The sequence below is a fragment of the Cohnella ginsengisoli genome (assembly GCF_029525555.1).
GTDB classification, from domain to species: domain Bacteria; phylum Bacillota; class Bacilli; order Paenibacillales; family Paenibacillaceae; genus Cohnella; species Cohnella ginsengisoli.
Map to the genome: position 1 here is coordinate 909,660 of NZ_JAPDHZ010000004.1, position 17,272 is coordinate 926,931.

The following is a 17,272-nucleotide window of genomic DNA, read 5'->3' on the forward strand; positions in this document are numbered from 1 at the left end:
CGACTGCTCCCTTATCGCTCTTTTTATGAACAGTATAAGGGAGCGCGGCCTGGGACGGTTTGTCTGAAAAAGAGAATCGGAGAGAGGGGATTTGTGGTTTTTAACGAAGCCGCCTGGACTTGAATTCCAAGTAACAGGTGACCTTTTTGGTCCATGCGGGACAGATCGATGCCGCCGATTTGCGCGATCCGTTTCAACCGGTAGCTAAGCGTATTTTCGTGAACGTGAAGCGCCTCCGCCGACTCTTTCATATTGCTGTCATGGTCCAGATAAACCTCCAGCGTCCGCAGCAGATCGCCGTTGTGCTCGGCATCGTAGGCGCCCAAGCGCTGCAAGCATTCGTTTTCGTAAAAATGTTCCTGCCGGTGCCGCCGTAAGTCGGGCAGCAAGCGGTAAAAGCCAAGCTCGGCATAACGCTGGACGGTCTTCAGCGCATCCGGAAAGGATTCGCGAAGCCTGATGACGGACAAGGCTTCTTCGCAGCTGGCGGTCACGCGCGCATAATCGTCGTAGACCGCGCCGCAGCCCCCCGGCAGCGTAGCGCAATCGAAACGCTGCGTCAATTGGTCGGCCAGCAGCGTCAGCGCCGAAGGCGTATCAGCCGGCGTCAATCGCGCAGGGACGGCTTCGAGCACGATGAGCCGGTCGCGGTCGATCGCATGAAGAACGATACGCTTTTGAAGCGCCGTCGTGATCAAATATTGGATCTGCTGCTGCTGTCTGTCGGCGATCTCGACAAAAAAAGGAAGGATCCCCACGCAGAAAACAGGAGGAAGAGTGAGACCTTGCGCCTCCGCCCGCCGCCTGACCTCCGAATCCGTCTTCAAATCCCCGGACAACAGCTGCCGAAAAAATTCCTGCTGGCCGATTTCCGCTTTTCGATGCGACAGATGAAGCTGCAGCAGCTTGGTTTTGGCGGCTTTGGCCGCCTTGGCCAGTTCTTCGCTAACATAATCAGGCTGCAAGCCGTTCTCGGCAGCGACCAACCAGATATAGCCCAGCACTTGGCTTTCCTTCCGAATCGCGACCGCGACGCGGTCTCCAAGACCGATCTCGTCGATCGACGCGATTTTGAGCGGCGCTTCGCTTTTCATCAATTTCGGAATCGCGCCTTCCCTCCACAAAGCTTGGACGACCTTCTCGGGCACTCTTTTACCAATAATGGTCGAGATGCGCGCCGGATCGGTCTCTCCGTCGTGCGAGCTGTAGGCGATCAATTTGTGGCTGGCGTCCTCGATCGTGACCGAGCATTGCAGATGCTCGCTGATCGCGTCGGCCAATGCTTCCAAGCTGTCGAAGCTTCGCTCGAACGGCTCTTTTTCTACTTCTTTGTCTACTTCCTTGTCCATTTCCTTATCCATGTCCGATAACTCCCCGACGAAATGAATCCGATTCCTTTATTTTTATCACATCCGGCGCATCCATAACATCGTGCCGGCCACATTTGTGCGAATTGCACGGAACTTCTCCTTGATCAGTCTATGATTTTCGTGCAAATCGGCCATAGCCGCAAAGCCGGAAAAAAAGCTATGGTTTAATTGAGAACGGCATCGCGAAACGAAGCAGCGCTGAAAAGAGGCGAAGGTAGGGCATGCAGTATTCATCCCGGCGGGTCGCGCAAATCCCGCCGTACGTGTTCGCGGAAATGAACAAGAAAAAGGCCTGGATGATCAAGGCGGGCGTCGATGTCATTGATCTTGGCATCGGCGATACCGTTCTTCCGACGCCCCGGCCGATCGTCGGCGAGCTGATCGCGGAGATGCAGGACCCGGCTAATCTGAAATATCCAAGCTTCATCGGATGCGCGGAATTCCGCAAGGCGTTGGCGGATTTCTATGAACGGGAACATGGCATCGGTCTCCGTGCCGGGCGAGCGGCTGGAGGAGGCGATGAGCCGGAACCGGCACCAATTCAAATGCGATGGAGGTCAACCATGAAAAAAAGTGCTGAACTATATAAACGGCAAATGTACGGAATCGGCGACGGGAAAATTTCTGGCGGTCCTCAATCCCGCGACGGGGGAAACGCTCGCCGAAGTGACGCAATCCACGGCGGAAGAAGTCGATCTGGCCGTAAAGGCGGCCGTCTTGGCGCAAAAATCCTGGCGGCTCGTACCGGGGCCGGAGCGAGCTGAAGTGTTGTACAAGGTCGCGCATCTGTTGAAGGCGCGCAAGGAAGAGCTGGCGCAGATCCTGACGAGCGAAATGGGCAAAGTCATCGACGAAGGAAGAGGCGAGGTTCAGGAAGCGATCGATATGGCCTATTATATGGCCGGCGAGGGCCGCCGCCTGTTCGGCGATACGGTGCCGTCCGAGCTTCGCAACAAGTTCGCGATGAGCGTCCGCGTGCCCCTCGGCGTTGCGGGGCTGATCACGCCCTGGAACTTCCCGATCGCGATCGCGTCCTGGAAGTCGCTGCCCGCGCTCGTCGCGGGCAATGCCGTTGTCTGGAAGCCGGCTTCCGAGACGCCGATGATCGCCGCCGAATTCGTCAAGGTATATGAAGCGGCCGGTCTGCCGGCAGGCTTGGTGAATCTCGTCAACGGGTCCGGCAGCGTCGTGGGCGATGCCATGGTCCTGCATCCGGGCATCGATCTGATCTCCTTCACGGGGTCCAATGAAGTCGGCAAGCGGATCAATGCGCAAGCCGGCGCGCTGCTAAAAAGAACGTCGCTGGAGATGGGCGGTAAAAACGCGGTCATCGTAATGGATGATGCGGATTTAGATCTGGCTGTGGACGGCATCTTGTGGAGCGCCTTCGGGACGAGCGGACAGCGGTGCACGGCTTGCAGCCGGGTCATCGCGCACGAATCGGTCAAAGCCGAGCTGGAGACCAAGCTGCTGTCGCGCATGGGGCAATTGAAGCTAGGCAACGGTCTTGACCCAGCGGTGCAGGTCGGGCCGGTCATCAACCGCGCTTCGCTGGATCGCATCGATTCGTACGTGCGAATCGGCCAGGATGAAGGCGCAAGGCTGCTCGGCGGAGGCAAGCCGGCTACGGCGGGCGGCGTGGCGGAAGGCAGCTTTTACGAGCCGACGCTATTTACGGACGTGAGGCCGGACATGCGAATCGCCATGGAGGAGATCTTCGGGCCCGTCGTATCGATCATTCCTGTCGGAAGCTCGAAGAGGCGATCGAAGTGAACAACCGCGTCGAATTCGGACTTTCCAGCTCGATTTTCACCCGCGACATCAACCTCGCCTATCAAGCGATGCGCGATCTGGACACGGGGATCGTCTACGTGAACGCAGGCACGTCCGGCGCCGAGATTCACCTGCCCTTCGGCGGCACCAAAGGGACGGGCAACGGACATCGCGACTCCGGCGTCGCCTCGCTCGACGTGTACACGGAGTGGAAGTCCATCTATGTCGACTACAGCGGGAAGCTGCAGCGCGCACAGATCGACAACTATTAATCCCGCGCGTGGCGGAGCGCCACATACAGCAGAAGACAATGCTCGAACGCGGAAAGGTCGAGACCCGTCAGCTCCGATAGCTTGTCCAAGCGGTAGTTCAGCGAATTCCGGTGGATGAACAACGTCCGCGCGGTCTCGCTGAGATTCATATTGCATCTGCAATAGGCTAGGAACGTCGCCGATAACGTCTCGTAATTGGGATAATCGCGCAGCGCGAGCAGCATGCCTGCGAACTTATCAGAGACTGCCGGCGTCAATTCCTGCGTTAACAGCTCCAAGGTGATCTCCCAATCGTTGTAATGATAGAATGGATAGGATGACGGGATTCGTTTCCCGATTTTTAAGGTCCGGATGGCGTTCTCGTAGGATTGCTTCATACCTGCGGCTCCGGAAGAGACGTTGCCTAACGCGACGGAAGCGCCAGCATGATTCTTGTCCCGTAAATATTGATTGAGTTTTCGCATCCGCTGCTCTGTCTTCTCGGCGAGGGAGTCCCGCTCGCGCGGCAGAACGGTTTTCAGCACGATCAGCTGTTCGAGGTTAAGCAGAGAAAAGATGTCCTGCCGGTGGTCGACGAACAGACGCTTGACCTGCTCGATCAGATCTTTTTGAAAATAGGGAAAAGCGGTCTTGTCCGAGCTTCCGTCCCTTACCGGCAGTCGCAGCGAGAGCAAATCCAGCTCAATCACGATACATACGCGATCGAGATCGAAGCGGTAGCCAAGCAACCTGCCGTATTCGATCATCGTACCGGACTCGTCGGCGGGGCTCGAGAACAGCAGATATTGGACCAGCGTATCGAGCGCCTTCGTTTCCAGCGCCGACGTCTCCTTTTTGAACGATTCGTGAAACATCAGCTCGACATGGCTCTTGACCAGCTGGACGTATTTCTTGATCGAATCCGGCTCGCCGGCGATGCCGAGCACGCCGATGACCGCATCGTTCAGCAAAATCGGCATAGCGATGCCCGGCAGCACGTTATCGAGCGCTTTGACGTCGCCGGTCTCGTACGAGATCGTTCGGTTTTTGCGCAGGACGTCGATGGAGGCGATGTGCAGGCTGCCTAAGCGGCCGCGGTCGGTCGAGCCGATGATGGTGCCTTTTTCGTCCGTGATGATGATGGGATAGTCGATGATCTCGCTCGTGTGATCGACGATCGTCTGCGCGATTTGGTCTAGGATCATGCTTGAACTCGCTCCTGGCGGAAGGCTTGTTTGGAGCCCATTATAGCATGATTGAGGCAGGTGCAGGGCGGGAAGGGAGCCAAGGAATGGAAAAACCGAAAGTGTTGCAAATTTTATCGATGTATCACGAGCAGGGACAAATCGTCCTCCGCGAAGGGGCGGAAGTCGTTCGGACGGACCGGTACGACATTCCGCATCTATGCGAGGTGGTCAAAGGCGTGGACGGCATCGTGCTGCGCGCGCCGGCTCGGATCACCCGGGAGGTGATCGACGCGAATCCGAACTTGCGCGTCATATCCGGCGCCGGCGTCGGCCTGGACAATATCGACGTCGGCTACGCGACTGCGCATGGCATTCCCGTCCTTCACGCGCCGTCCGTCAACCGCGTCTCGACCGCCGAGCATGCCATCGCGCTCATGCTGGCGCTCGGCAAATCCGTCGTTCGGCTGCATGGGGAGATGAGCAGGGGCAACTTCGCGTCGCGCAGCGTCATCCCGACCTTTGAAATGAAAGGGAAAAGGGCGGGCTTGATCGGCTTCGGCCAAATCGCGAGGGAAGCGGCCAAGAGACTGCGGTTCGGCTTCGAGATGGACGTTATCGCGTGGGTCAGACAAGAGGATCAAGAGAAAGCCCGTATCGCCCGCGAGCTTGGCGTCTCGCTTACGACGCGGATCGAGGACATTTTCGAATCGGGCGACTATGTATCCGTGCATGTGCCGCTCACCGAGCAAACCAGGCATTTCATCGATTATCGGCTGTTGGCGAGCATGAAGCCGACCGCTTATTTCATTAATACGGCCCGCGGCGCGGTCGTCAACCAAACGGATTTGCGTGCGGCTTTGCAGGAAGGAAGACTGGCGGGCGCGGGGCTCGACGTGTTCGAGCCGGAGCCGCCAAGTCCGGACCTGCCGCTGCTGTCGCTGCCGAACGTGATCGTCACGCCGCATGTCGGGGGGGACGACCGTCGAATGCAATTGGATCACGTCGACGACCGTCGCCCGCAATGTCATTCGCGTGCTGCGGGGAGAGACGCCCGAATTCATTGCCAATCCGGAAGTGTTGGGGAGCAGATAGGCTTGGCGCACGATATAAGGCGCAAGACCTGAAGGAGGAAAAACGGTGCGAGTCGTCGTATTGGGAACGGGAATGATCGGCAGCGTCATCGTCCACGAGCTGGGCGGCGTCGCTTCGATCGATGAAGTCATCGCCGTGGATGCCGTATCCGCGAGCGTGGAGCGATGCGTGGCGGGGGCGAATTCGTCCAAGGTAACCGGCAGGACGGCCGCGCTGGACGATTACGATCGCGTGGCCGCGCTTCTGAGCGAAGCGGACATCGCGGTCTCATGTTTGCCGCACGGCCTCAGCCTGCTCGCGATCAAGGCGGCGATCGCCGCGCGATGTCACTTGATCGATCTCGTAGGTTCGAAATACGAAGAAAAAGCGGAATTAAATGAGCAGGCGCTCGAAGCCGGCGTGCTCATCGTGCCCGGCGCCGGCGTAGCGCCCGGCATCGCGAACTTCCTGGCGGCGCGCGGCATCGAGCTGCTCGACGAAGCGGACGAAGCGGTCATGCTGTGCGGCGGACTGCCGCGGCATCCGCTGCCGCCGCTCTGGTACCAGGTCGTCTTCCGGCTGGAAAGCTTGCTTGGACTTTGCACGAAGCCGGCATTGGCCGTTGAGGATGGAGAGCTGGTCAAGCTGCCGCCGCTGACGCGATTGGAGCGACTGACGTTCCCCGAGCCGGTGGGCGAATGCGAGGCCGTCGTCACGGATGCCCACAGCACGGCCTATACGCTTCGCGCTAAGGTGAAGCGGCTGTACGAAAAAACCGTGCGCTACAAAGGCCATTGGGAAAAAATGAGCGTGCTCGCCGAGCTCGGCTTCCTGGACGAGACCCCGATCGAGGTCGACGGCACGCTCGTCTCGCCGCAGCGGGTAGCGATACCCTTGCTGGAGCGGAAGATGAAGGGCGGGTCGAACGAGGACATAACCGTGCTCCGCGTCACCGTGACGGGAACCCGCGGCGGAAAACGCACGAAACTCGAATGGGAAATGGTCGACGCCTACGACGCGGACCGGCGGATCACCTCGATGGCGAAAACGACGGGGTTCCCGGCCATTTTGCTCGCGGAGTGGATGGCGGAGGACAAACTGGACATTCGCGGCGTGAAGGCAATCGAGGACGTCATCATCGGCCGGCACTTCGATCCTTTCGTGCAAGCGCTGGGGAACCGGGGGATCGCGATCTCTTTCAGAGAAGAGATTGAGTAAGGAAAGCGGGCGCGCAGCTATGATATCCGCCATCCGGACGTCAATGGAGAGAGCGGTTCTCTTTTCCGTTGCCGCCATTTTGTCGCACAGCAACTTACGCATCTCGCTTCTCTGACTTTTCTGCTAGGCGTGCTGGTTTTGACGCGATTTCCGATAAATCGTAGACGGCATCCCAATGCCAGGCCTCGGCAAATTCTGACATTCGTCAGGACTTTGCCGAGGCCTGGTTCGTATATTCGGGAAAGCGTTAATAGTACGAAAGCGCACGCATTTAAGGTCAATCCGATTCGAGAAGGAGATTATTTATGACCGAGCTGACGATCATTTTCGAAGCCGTGTGGGCAAGCGGGATCAAGATCGAGCGCGCGGTGGGCGAGGCCGAAAATCCGCTGGCCCAGCTGTGTTTGACCGTGTTGCGCGAGCAGAAGCAGCAGATCGAACGGATGCTGCCGAAGCTTGCGGACGAGAAGGCCGCCCTGAGCGAATTCAAACAGGAGATCTCGATCGTCTATCACGACGACGAGCTGATCGACAGCTATTTCCGTTCGTGGCTGCGCCACTTGAAGTGGTCGGACGACCCGTTCCAAGCCGAAGCGGAGCGGCTGCTGGCCGTACTGGCGGACATGAAGAGCCGGCTGAAGCAGGCCGCCGGTTTGCTCGAAGAACTCAACGGGTATGACGCGGTCAAATACGTCATCCCGTCCTTTTACTTGCCCATACTTCGTTAAGGAGGGATCGACTTGTCTTGGATAGACGAACGGGTAGACATGAAAGTTTATACGCAGGGTGAAGTCGAACGCTGGGTGTACAGCACCTGCAACATCTGCTCCGTCGGATGCGGCTGCCAAATCGCCGTGAAGGACAACAAGATCGTCGGCATTCGCGGAAACGCCAATCATCCGATCAATCGCGGCAGGTTAGGGCCGAAGGGCGAGAACCAATGGTACGCGAACAACAGCACGGACCGGCTGCTGACGCCGCTGATCCGAAATGCGTCGGGCGGACTCGAGCCGGCCACCTGGGACGAGGCCATGTCGCTGATCGTGCGGAAAACGAAGGAGACGATCCAGGAAAAGGGGCCGAACAGCGTCGCTATCTATTCGACCGGTCAGGGCCACCTGGAGGACTATTATACGATCGGCAAAATCGGACGCGCGGGCCTCCATACGCACCTGCTCGACGCAAATACGCGGCTGTGCACGGCCACGACGGAATTTTGCCTGCTGCAATCGTTCGGAGCGGACGGGACGCCGGCCTCCTATGACGACGTGGACGAAACGGACGTGCTCATGCTGTTCGGCCACAATCTGGCGGAGACGGGCACAGTGCTGTTCGAACGAGTCATGCAGCGCAAGAAGAGAACGGGCAAGCCTTATCTCATCGTTGTCGATCCGCGGCTAACGCCTACCGCAAAAGAAGCCGACCTTCATCTGCAGCTGTATCCGGGCACGAACGTCCCCTTGTTGAACGGGCTCATTCGCCTGATCGTGAAGGCGGGGCGGATCGATGATCGATTTATAGCGAACTATACGATCGGCTTCGGCAAAATGCTGGCCTCCGTAGAGGAATGGACGCCGGAAAAATGTGCCGAGGCCACGGGTATTCCGCTGGAGCGGCTGGAATCGGCGGCCGCTGCCTTGGGGCAGACATCGCGGCTCGTGACGACGACGCTGCAAGGCACGTTCCAGAGCGCGGATGCGACGACGGCCTGCGTGGCCATCAACAATTTGCATCTGATTCGGGATTGATCGGGAAGCCGGGCTGCGGGCCGCTTCATATGGCCGGTCAACCGAGTTCGTCGGCGAACCGGACCGTCGGCGGCGTCGGCACTTATCCCGCGCAGCGGAATCCGCAAAACCCGCGGCATCTGCAGGAAATGGCGAAGCTATGGAACGTGGAAGAACGGGGGCTGCCGGCAGGTCCGGAAAAGGGCATCGAGGATCAAATCTCGTTGATCGAGCAGGGAAAGGTCGGCCTATTCTGGAATATCGGAACGAATCCGCTCGTGTCGCTGCCGAACCGGCCCAGGGTTAAGAAAGCACTGGAAAGCGTCTTCGTCGTGGTCCAGGATCCGTTCCTGACGGAGACGGCGGCGGTAGCGGACGTGATTCTGCCGGCCGCGCTATGGGGTGAGAAGGAAGGCACGATGGAAAACGCCGACCGGACCATCAACCTGCTGCGGAAGGCCGTCGATCCGCCTGAGGGCGTGAAGCCGGATTTTGATATTTTGCTGGACTTCGCGCGCCGCATGGACTTCCGGGACAAGGACGGCCGGCCGCTGGTCGGCTACGGCACGCCGGAGCAATGCTTCGAGGAGTGGAAGACGGTGTCCCGCGGCAGGCCCTGCGATATGAGCGGCATCACCTACGACAAATTGGAGCGGCATAACGGCCTTCGTTGGCCGGTGACGGAGGAGACGCCTCTCGGCACGCCGAGGCTGTACGCGGATCTCAAATTTCATACGAAATCGGAAGACGCGCAAAGCTATACGAAAGATCAGTTCACGGGGAGACCGCTGACCGAGTCCGAGTATGCCGAGCTGAAGCCGGACGGACGGGCCATCCTTCATCCGACGCGGTATTCGCCGCCGCCCGAGATGCCTACGGCTTCCTATCCGTTCTGGCTGACGACCGGCCGGCTCGTGTGGCATTGGCACACGCGAACCAAAACGGCAAGGTCGCCTTATCTTCAAGCGATCGCGCCGAACGCCTACGTCGAGATCCATGAAGAAGACGCCGAAGCGCTGTCTCTGGTCCCCGGCGAGCTGGTGCGGATCGTATCGCCCCGCGGGTGGATCGAGGTACCGGCGAATATCGGCAAAACCGTGCAAAAAGGGCTGATCTTCGTGCCGTTCCACTACGGCAGCTGGGACGGTCATCAGGCGGCGAACGAGCTGACGACGGACTTCGTCGATCCGCTGTCCAAGCAGCCGACGTTCAAGCAGTCGGCCTGCAGCGTCGAGAAGATCAGGCATTCCCATACGTTGACGATGGAGGATACGCTGCAGACGGTCGCCGATCATTACCGCATCCGTCTGGAAGACTTAATCAAGGCGAACCGCTTGTCCGCCGATCATGCCGTTCAAGCCGGCAAGACGCTGGAGATTCCATTGTCCGCCGCAAACGTGACGCTGCCGGCTTACAGGCCGTATCTCAAGCAGGTGTGAGCTGGTTTAGCCATTCGCGCGAAGCTTGTATAATAGGAGATAACCCATTATACGCGTCTCGCGAAGGAGAGGAGCCGGCGAATGGACCTGGATACGGTCATGCAGGAGCTGGAAGCGCTAGGCAAGGAAAGGCTGAAAAAAAGGTATATCTCAAACGGGGCGCACGAGCCGGTTTTCGGCGTCGCGACAGGGGAGATGAAGCCTCTTTTCCGGAAAATCAAAATCAACCAGCCGCTGGCCGAGCAACTCTATGCGACGGGCAACTACGACGCCATGTACTTCGCCGGCATCATCGCCGATCCGAACGCGATGACGGCTGCCGACTTTGACCGCTGGATCGATTCCGCTTATTTCTACATGCTGTCCGACTTCGTCGTCGCCGTCACCTTGGCGGAGGCGCCGATCGCGCAAGACGTCTCCGACGCTTGGATCGCTAGCGGCGACGAGCTCAAGATGTCGGCCGGCTGGAACTGCTATTGCTGGCAAATCGGGAATCGGCCGGACAGCGCTTTTTCGGAGGATAAGCTGGCGAGCATGCTCGATCAAGCGGCAGCATCGATTCACTGCGCGCCGGAACGGACGAAATACGCGATGAATCAATTTATTTATACGGTTGGCATATCCTATTATCCGCTACACGCCAAAGCGATGGAAAAGGCGCTATCCGTCGGCCCGGTCGAGGTGAGCGGCCCCAAGGGCAAGAGCAAGTTTTTGAATGCAGCCGAGACCCTTCGCAAGGCGATCGAGAAAAACCAGATTGGCTTTAAAAGGAAGCATGTTCGATGTTAATTGTTAATTATAATATTAACCCACTATGACGCATCGGCGGGATCCGCCGACTTTAATTGCCGCACGGGACGAAGCGAGTTTCACCTTCGCTTCGTCCCGTTTTTCGGTTGCCTGCACCGGGATTGACACGACACCGAACGGTGTCATACAATGACTCCGACACCAACGGGTTCCCTATCAACGGGGCCTGAGGCGAGGCCGGAATATATAGGAGAGGGTGTTGTGAGCCAAAACCTTGCGGTGCGGGACGTATTCGACGCGATCGCCGATCCTACCAGGCGCGAGTTGATCCGTCTGCTCGCGGACACGCCGGAGCTGCCGCTTCATGAATTGACGCCGCGATTCGATATGGGGCGTACGGCGGTATCCAAGCATTTGACGATTCTCAAAGAAGCCGGACTCATACGGGACCGCAAAGTCGGCAGGGAGACGCGGTTCAGGCTTCACGCGGCTCCGCTAAGAGAAGTTCAGGATTGGGTATCGTTCTACGACAAGTTCTGGACCATGAACCTCATGCGTCTGGACCAACTGTTAAAGGAAGAAGAAGAGGAGACGAATTAAAGCATGAGACCCGAATCTTCATGGACCGGCTGCATGTCGCTTGCAGCCGGTTTGCGTCTGCCGGGGACGGGCTCTGCCTTGATCCTCGCCGCAACGAATACATACGGAAGGACGTAGATCATGAGCGCACCGAACCAGGAGTATATCGTTATCACCGGAGCGAGGGAGAACAATCTAAATAACGTATCGCTTCGCATTCCCAAGCGGAAGATTACGATTTTCACCGGCGTATCCGGATCCGGCAAGTCCTCGATCGTCTTCGATACGATCGCCGCGGAGTCTACGAGGCTGCTCAACGAGAATTTCAGCATGTTCGTGCGGACGTTTCTGCCCAAATATCCGCAGCCGGAAGCGGATGCGATCGAAAATCTGAGCATGGCCGTCATCGTGGACCAGAAACGCCTCGGCGGCGGCTCTCATTCTACAATGGGGACGATCACGGATATTTCGCCCATCGTGCGCCTGCTTTTCTCCCGCATCGGCAAGCCTCGCGTCGGATCCGTCAACTTATTCTCCTTCAATGATCCGCAAGGCATGTGTCCCGCGTGCAACGGCATCGGGCGCAGTCTCGGCGTCGACATGAACAAAGCGGTGGACATGTCCAAGTCGCTGAACGAAGGAGCGATCATGCTGCCGGATTATGGCGCGGGCGGCTGGGAGTTGAACATGATCCTGCAATCCGGAGACTTCGATCCCGACAAGAAGCTGTCCGACTATGCGGCGGATGAGCTGGATCAGCTGCTGTACGGCAAGGCGAGGAAGGTGAAGATGGACTTCGCAGGCAAGGCGATGAATATTACGGTCGAAGGCGCGCTCGAGAAATTTACCAATAAATATATCAGACAGGATCTGAAGGCGAAGTCCGAGCGAACGCAGAAGACGGTCGCGCCATTCATCACCGAAGGCACTTGTCCCAGCTGCCGCGGCGCGAGACTCAGTCAAGCCGCGTTGAGCTGTAAGGTCCAAGGACACAATATTGCGGAGCTGTCCGCGATGGAGGTCGGACAGCTCGTCCGCGTGATCCGGGAGATCGAAGACCCCGCAGCCGCGCCGATCGTCCAGTCGTTGACGGAGCGGCTGCAGCATCTGGTGGACATCGGACTCGACTACCTGACGCTCGACCGCGAGACGGACACGTTGTCCGGCGGCGAGTCGCAGCGCGTCAAGATGGTGAAGCACCTGAGCGGCAGCCTGGTGGACGTCACCTACATCTTCGACGAGCCGAGCGTCGGCTTGCATCCGCGCGACGTGCACCGGTTGAACGAACTGCTGCAAAAGCTAAGAGACAAAGGCAACACCGTGATCGTCGTCGAGCACGATCCGGACGTGATCAAGGTGGCCGATCATATCGTCGACGTCGGTCCGCATGCCGGCAGACGAGGCGGGAATATCGTATTCGAAGGAAGCTTCGACGGCCTTTTGGACGCAGGCACCCTGACGGGTAACTTCATGAAGCGGCCGCTGCAGCTCAAGCGAGACTGCAGACAGGCGACAGGCAAGCTATCCGTTCAAAACGCGTCGCTGCACAACCTGCAGGACGTAAGCGTCGACATTCCGACCGGCGTGCTGACCGTCGTGACGGGCGTAGCGGGCTCGGGCAAGAGCACGCTCATCAACGAAGTATTCCTCGGGCAGCATCCGGATGCGATCGTCATCGACCAGTCGGCGATCGGCGTGTCGACCCGTTCGAATCCCGCGACGTATACGGGTATCATGGACGACGTGCGCAAGGCGTTCGCTTCCGCGAACAAGGTCAACCAAGGCTTGTTCAGCTTCAACTCCAAAGGCGCTTGCGAAAACTGCCAGGGGCTGGGCGTCGTATACACGGACCTTGCCTTCCTCGACAGCGTAAAACTGCCCTGCGAGGTTTGCGGCGGCAAACGGTTCAAGGAAGAAGTGCTCGCTTACAAGCTGGACGGCAAGTCGATCGCGGAAGTGCTGGAGATGACGGTGGAGCAGGCGCTGGCCTTTTTCCAGCTCAAAGAGGTCGTGCGCAAGCTCCAAGCGATGAGCGACGTAGGACTGAACTACATTACGCTCGGGCAGCCGCTCAGCACGCTGTCGGGCGGGGAATGCCAGCGCATCAAGCTGGCCAGCGAGTTGCATAAGCAGGGCAGCATTTACGTGATGGACGAGCCGACGACGGGCCTGCATATGTCGGACATCGGCCATCTGCTCGAGATCATGAACCGGCTCGTCGACGCCGGCAACACCGTCATCGTCATCGAGCACAATCTCGACGTGATCAGTCAGGCGGATTGGATCATCGACATGGGACCGGACGGCGGCAGCCGGGGCGGACAGGTCGTCTTCGAGGGCACGCCGGAGCAGATCGTCCGTGAGGCGCGGTCGATTACGGGGAAATATTTGACTTAACGCAGAAAAGAGGCTTGGTTCATGATCAATCGCCAAACGCATCCGAAGGCCGACGAATTTTTCAACAAGTCCAGACGATGGAAGGTCGAATACGAGCATTTACGAGAAATCGTCATGGACTGCGGGTTGACCGAGGATTTCAAGTGGATGCATCCATGTTATACGTATCAAACTAAAAATGTCGTGCTGATCCATGGCTTCAAAGAATACTGCGCGCTGTTGTTCCACAAAGGCGCCTTGCTGAAGGATCCGAACGGGATACTTATCCAACAGACGGAGAACGTGCAAGCCGGTCGTCAGATCCGGTTCACGAACGTCCAAGAAATCATCGATCAGGAAGCCATTTTAAAAGCGTACATCCACGATGCGATCAACGTAGAAAAGTCGGGTCTGGAAGTTACTTTTAAAAAGAACGCCGAATTCGCCGTCGCGGAGGAGCTTCAACGCGAATTCGACGCGAACCCTGCTTTGAAGGCGGCTTTCGAAGCATTGACGCCGGGACGGCAAAGAGGATACTTGCTTCACTTTTCTCAGCCCAAACAGGCGAAAACGAGAGAGGCCCGAGTCGAGAAGTACAAGCCAAAAATTCTTGAGGGCAAGGGATTGGACGATTAGGATCGAACAACAGGCGTCTTTAAAGAGCATCAGCATAAAGGGCTGATGCTTTTTCTTTTGTTTATTTTCAGGTATGGAAGGATCGAGAAACTAAATCAAATCTAATGCGTCTATATTTGGAAGATATTAACCGAAATAGGAGTTGGTCGTCATGAAAAAACTTTGCTCAAATTTGATCTTCGCACTCGGTTTCCTTTTGTTATCGTCGCCGGTATATGCCTCGAACCAATCAGTCATGATTGACGGCGTAGCGATCGTTTCCGACGTCAAATCCGAAGTAAAGAACAATCGAACGATGGTTCCATTGCGCATGATTAGCGAGAACTTGGGGGGCTAAGGTCGAATGGAAAAAAACGGAGGTAAATATAACGAAAAACAGGATGGAAGTCATTTTAAACACAAACAGCAGTACTGCGTGGAAGAATGGCAAAAAAGGTACAGATCGACGTCAAACCATATATCAAAAACAATCGGATTTACGTTCCGCTCCGCTTTATTGCAGAAACGTTCGAATGCAAAGTCAGTTATAGCAACGCGACTGTTCGTATTGATACCGCGCCGCTTTTGATCGACGGCATAGCCGTTAAAGCCTTTCAGCAGGAATACCATATGATCATGGGCGGCGTCGTGCAGCAAATCAAAGGGAATGCGTATCATGAAGCGCTCTATCGCGTATTCGAACAAAACAAAGGGAAAAAAATCGACGAGCCGGCGAATTACGCTTGGCGCCTTAATTTGGATGATCCGGGCGCCTATTATAAAAACGGACAATTTGAATTTTTGGACGAAAAGGGAACTAGCCTCAAGCGATTTGACATTTATTCCTTACAAAGCGCCGCACCCGAAGGAACGTTGTCCGAATATCCGCAAATCGTGGTCCACGAATATGATGAAAATCAATGGTACGAATTTAACCGTTCGGCGCAGGAATCCATCGAGCAGCTCATCAATACGGCTTCAATGAACGGGTTTCTAACGATCATCAGCGACACGGTTGCATAAACATGATTGACCAACCTTGCGTCTTATGACGCAAGGTTATTTGTTTATGCCGGATGAACGGCGTATGATGGAGGTTCTTAGGACCCATGCAAAGGGGAATGGCAAAATGAAATTTTATGTCTGTACAATGCGCACGCTGAGCGTTATGGCTGCAATTGCTTTTATGCTTATGCTGGCCGGATGCGGGGCGTCGGGGAAACAGCAATCGCTGAAGTTTTCGGAGGTATCGTTGAACAGCGAACCGTCGCCGCCGGCGGCAGGCCAGGCGTCCAAGCTGATCGTCGCCATCGCTAACGATAAATTTGCCGCAGAGGAAGCCAAGGTTCAGTTTCAAATCAACTCCAAAAACGATCTGCCCGGCCTGATCGACGCCGTCAAAGAAGGAAACGGCTATACTTCCGACTATACGTTTCCATCCGCAGGGGATTATACGATCACGATTCATTTGATGTACCCGAACGATCATTTTGCGTTTACGAAGCAGCTGCGCGTCGGCGAAGAAACCTAAAGGAAACGATCGAGGCGGGAGGCGGGCATTACCTTTTTTGAATACCGAAACGCATCGGATGCCAAAATAACGAACAGGCTGTAAGGACATCATACTCCGGGCCCGTATGGTCGACGCAATGCATTCGAGAAGCATCGGGAGGCGCTGTCGCTTAATGGCGGATAAAAAAATGTATTATGCATTCGAGGATCCCTTCGGCACGACGATGGAATTTCAAGCGACGAGCCTGCGGCAGGCAATGGTCATTAAGAAGAAGAGAGCCGAAGCGATCGGCAAACCGAAGGAAGCCTTCGAGCTAACGAGCATACGCAAAAAACCAATCCAGAGCGAATAGCTTGGCTTGGTTTTTTTTATAAGCCGATCGTTCGTAACCCATCGTGATATCAGGCATCCTGGGTTCGGAAGCCCGGGGGGTCGACTCCCGGGACCCTTTCGCTTTTTCTAATGCGCCTCCAAGTCGCGCACCGATACCGGCGTGCCGGTCAGATGCTGCTCGAACATGTCGATGATGTGCAAAAATCTTTCCGCTTCCCGGAAGACGTGATCCGCAAGCAGGGGATGAATGATGCTTTTGATCTTGCATGCGTTGATCAGGTCGCGGGCAGTCCGCTTGAAATCGCGGAGGGAGGCGACGGAAACCCGGTTCTGGTCCAATAATTGCCCGAGGATCGGCGCGGTTTGGGATTGCGGGCGCATCGAATCGATATCCCGCGCCTGGAAAAGCAAAGTATCGAAGTCATGGCTGAAATCATTCGCCATATCGATCAGTTTTCGTTCGGACGGGTCGAGCAGATGGCTGATGAATTTGGCGTGGTCGGCCATAGTGCGCAGGAAAAATACGTTTTCGTCGATGATGGCGTCCGGCAAAGGCTCGAGCTTGCCGGCATTTAGTTCTTCCAGCCGGTTTCTGAAATAGTTGGCTTCCCGGCTCGTATGGTCCACCAATAGCGGATAATTATTGGCCCCCGGAAGCTGGCAGGTTAAGATCAGCCCAAGCACTTTTCTTTTGAACGCCCAGATGAGAGATACCGCGGTATGAACCTCTGTATTGAATCTCAGAATCACCTGGGGATCCGAATCGACGGGCAGCTGATGGGCCCGGTTTTCGATCGCTTCGAACAACGCGTAAAATTGATTCGCTTCATTGATTAATGTCGTATCTTCCGCTCTGAACCCCAGCCTCAAGAACAGGGAATGCTCCTTCATAATACGAGACCAAAATCGAATCTCGTCAAGCGAACGCGCTACGAATACATTAGCCACGTTTTCCGCGACACCTCCCAGTCGTATGACTCATCTCCACAGCTATATTCCGGGAAGCGCCGGCCTATGAGGAATACAAAAAGAGAAACTTGGTACATTTGTCTTTTGAGAACCGGAAATAG

15 protein-coding genes and 3 pseudogenes are annotated in these 17,272 nt (G+C 56.6%); 14 read left to right on the plus strand and 4 right to left on the minus strand.

Annotation, left to right across the window (positions count from 1 at the left end; all coding sequences use genetic code 11):
• Positions 1–23 precede the first annotated feature (23 nt).
• Positions 24–1,361: a PucR family transcriptional regulator gene (locus OMP38_RS25400; RefSeq protein WP_277567516.1), complete on the minus strand. Its 1,338-nt coding sequence runs from the start codon at positions 1,359–1,361 to the stop codon at positions 24–26.
• A gap of 239 nt (positions 1,362–1,600) precedes the next feature.
• A complete protein-coding gene (locus OMP38_RS25405) occupies positions 1,601–1,849 on the minus strand; it encodes a hypothetical protein (RefSeq protein WP_277567517.1) in 249 nt (82 codons plus the stop codon).
• Between the two features lie 94 nt (positions 1,850–1,943).
• Between OMP38_RS25405 and OMP38_RS25410 the strand changes: the two are divergent.
• Positions 1,944–3,415 (plus strand): annotated as a pseudogene (locus OMP38_RS25410) (aldehyde dehydrogenase family protein).
• On the opposite strand, the gene OMP38_RS25415 reads toward OMP38_RS25410, so the two are convergent.
• Positions 3,412–4,599, minus strand: a complete 1,188-nt coding sequence (locus tag OMP38_RS25415) for a CdaR family transcriptional regulator (RefSeq protein ID WP_277567518.1) — start codon at positions 4,597–4,599, stop codon at positions 3,412–3,414. The pseudogene OMP38_RS25410 and the gene OMP38_RS25415 sit on opposite strands and share 4 nt — an antisense overlap.
• 86 nt (positions 4,600–4,685) lie before the next feature.
• Between OMP38_RS25415 and OMP38_RS25420 the strand changes: the two genes are divergently transcribed.
• The 13 genes and pseudogenes from OMP38_RS25420 to OMP38_RS25475 all read left to right on the plus strand — a co-directional run bounded on the left by OMP38_RS25420 (position 4,686) and on the right by OMP38_RS25475 (position 16,221).
• On the plus strand, positions 4,686–5,705 hold the full coding sequence (locus OMP38_RS25420; protein WP_277567519.1) for a hydroxyacid dehydrogenase: 1,020 nt from the start codon (positions 4,686–4,688) through the stop codon (positions 5,703–5,705).
• 13 nt (positions 5,706–5,718) lie between these two features.
• Positions 5,719–6,870 carry a saccharopine dehydrogenase family protein gene (locus OMP38_RS25425; RefSeq protein WP_277567520.1) on the plus strand — a complete coding sequence of 384 codons (1,152 nt, stop codon included), beginning with the start codon at positions 5,719–5,721 and terminating at the stop codon, positions 6,868–6,870.
• A gap of 305 nt (positions 6,871–7,175) precedes the next feature.
• On the plus strand, positions 7,176–7,598 hold the full coding sequence (locus OMP38_RS25430) for a hypothetical protein (protein WP_277567521.1): 423 nt from the start codon (positions 7,176–7,178) through the stop codon (positions 7,596–7,598).
• 107 nt (positions 7,599–7,705) lie between these two features.
• A pseudogene (locus tag OMP38_RS25435) lies at positions 7,706–10,036 on the plus strand (molybdopterin-dependent oxidoreductase); the annotation flags it as partial.
• 81 nt (positions 10,037–10,117) lie between these two features.
• Positions 10,118–10,825: a DNA alkylation repair protein gene (locus tag OMP38_RS25445; RefSeq protein WP_277567522.1), complete on the plus strand. Its 708-nt coding sequence runs from the start codon at positions 10,118–10,120 to the stop codon at positions 10,823–10,825.
• Positions 10,826–11,047: 222 nt separating this feature from the next.
• Positions 11,048–11,386: an ArsR/SmtB family transcription factor gene (locus OMP38_RS25450; protein WP_277567523.1), complete on the plus strand. Its 339-nt coding sequence runs from the start codon at positions 11,048–11,050 to the stop codon at positions 11,384–11,386.
• Between the two features lie 120 nt (positions 11,387–11,506).
• Positions 11,507–13,762: an excinuclease ABC subunit UvrA gene (locus OMP38_RS25455; protein WP_277567524.1), complete on the plus strand. Its 2,256-nt coding sequence runs from the start codon at positions 11,507–11,509 to the stop codon at positions 13,760–13,762.
• Between the two features lie 21 nt (positions 13,763–13,783).
• Positions 13,784–14,377: a YdeI/OmpD-associated family protein gene (locus OMP38_RS25460; protein ID WP_277567525.1), complete on the plus strand. Its 594-nt coding sequence runs from the start codon at positions 13,784–13,786 to the stop codon at positions 14,375–14,377.
• A gap of 235 nt (positions 14,378–14,612) precedes the next feature.
• Complete coding sequence (locus OMP38_RS35105; protein ID WP_338130656.1) at positions 14,613–14,714, plus strand: stalk domain-containing protein; 102 nt, start codon at positions 14,613–14,615, stop codon at positions 14,712–14,714.
• 86 nt (positions 14,715–14,800) lie between these two features.
• Positions 14,801–14,869 (plus strand): annotated as a pseudogene (locus OMP38_RS35110) (stalk domain-containing protein); the annotation flags it as partial.
• 117 nt (positions 14,870–14,986) lie between these two features.
• Positions 14,987–15,379: a hypothetical protein gene (locus OMP38_RS35115; protein ID WP_338130660.1), complete on the plus strand. Its 393-nt coding sequence runs from the start codon at positions 14,987–14,989 to the stop codon at positions 15,377–15,379.
• Positions 15,380–15,608: 229 nt separating this feature from the next.
• Positions 15,609–15,887: a hypothetical protein gene (locus OMP38_RS25470; protein ID WP_277567526.1), complete on the plus strand. Its 279-nt coding sequence runs from the start codon at positions 15,609–15,611 to the stop codon at positions 15,885–15,887.
• A 154-nt stretch (positions 15,888–16,041) separates the two neighbouring features.
• A complete protein-coding gene (locus OMP38_RS25475) occupies positions 16,042–16,221 on the plus strand; it encodes a hypothetical protein (protein ID WP_277567527.1) in 180 nt (59 codons plus the stop codon).
• A gap of 107 nt (positions 16,222–16,328) precedes the next feature.
• On the opposite strand, the gene OMP38_RS25480 is transcribed toward OMP38_RS25475, so the two are convergent.
• Positions 16,329–17,150 carry a DUF2935 domain-containing protein gene (locus tag OMP38_RS25480; RefSeq protein ID WP_277567528.1) on the minus strand — a complete coding sequence of 274 codons (822 nt, stop codon included), beginning with the start codon at positions 17,148–17,150 and terminating at the stop codon, positions 16,329–16,331.
• Positions 17,151–17,272 lie beyond the last annotated feature (122 nt).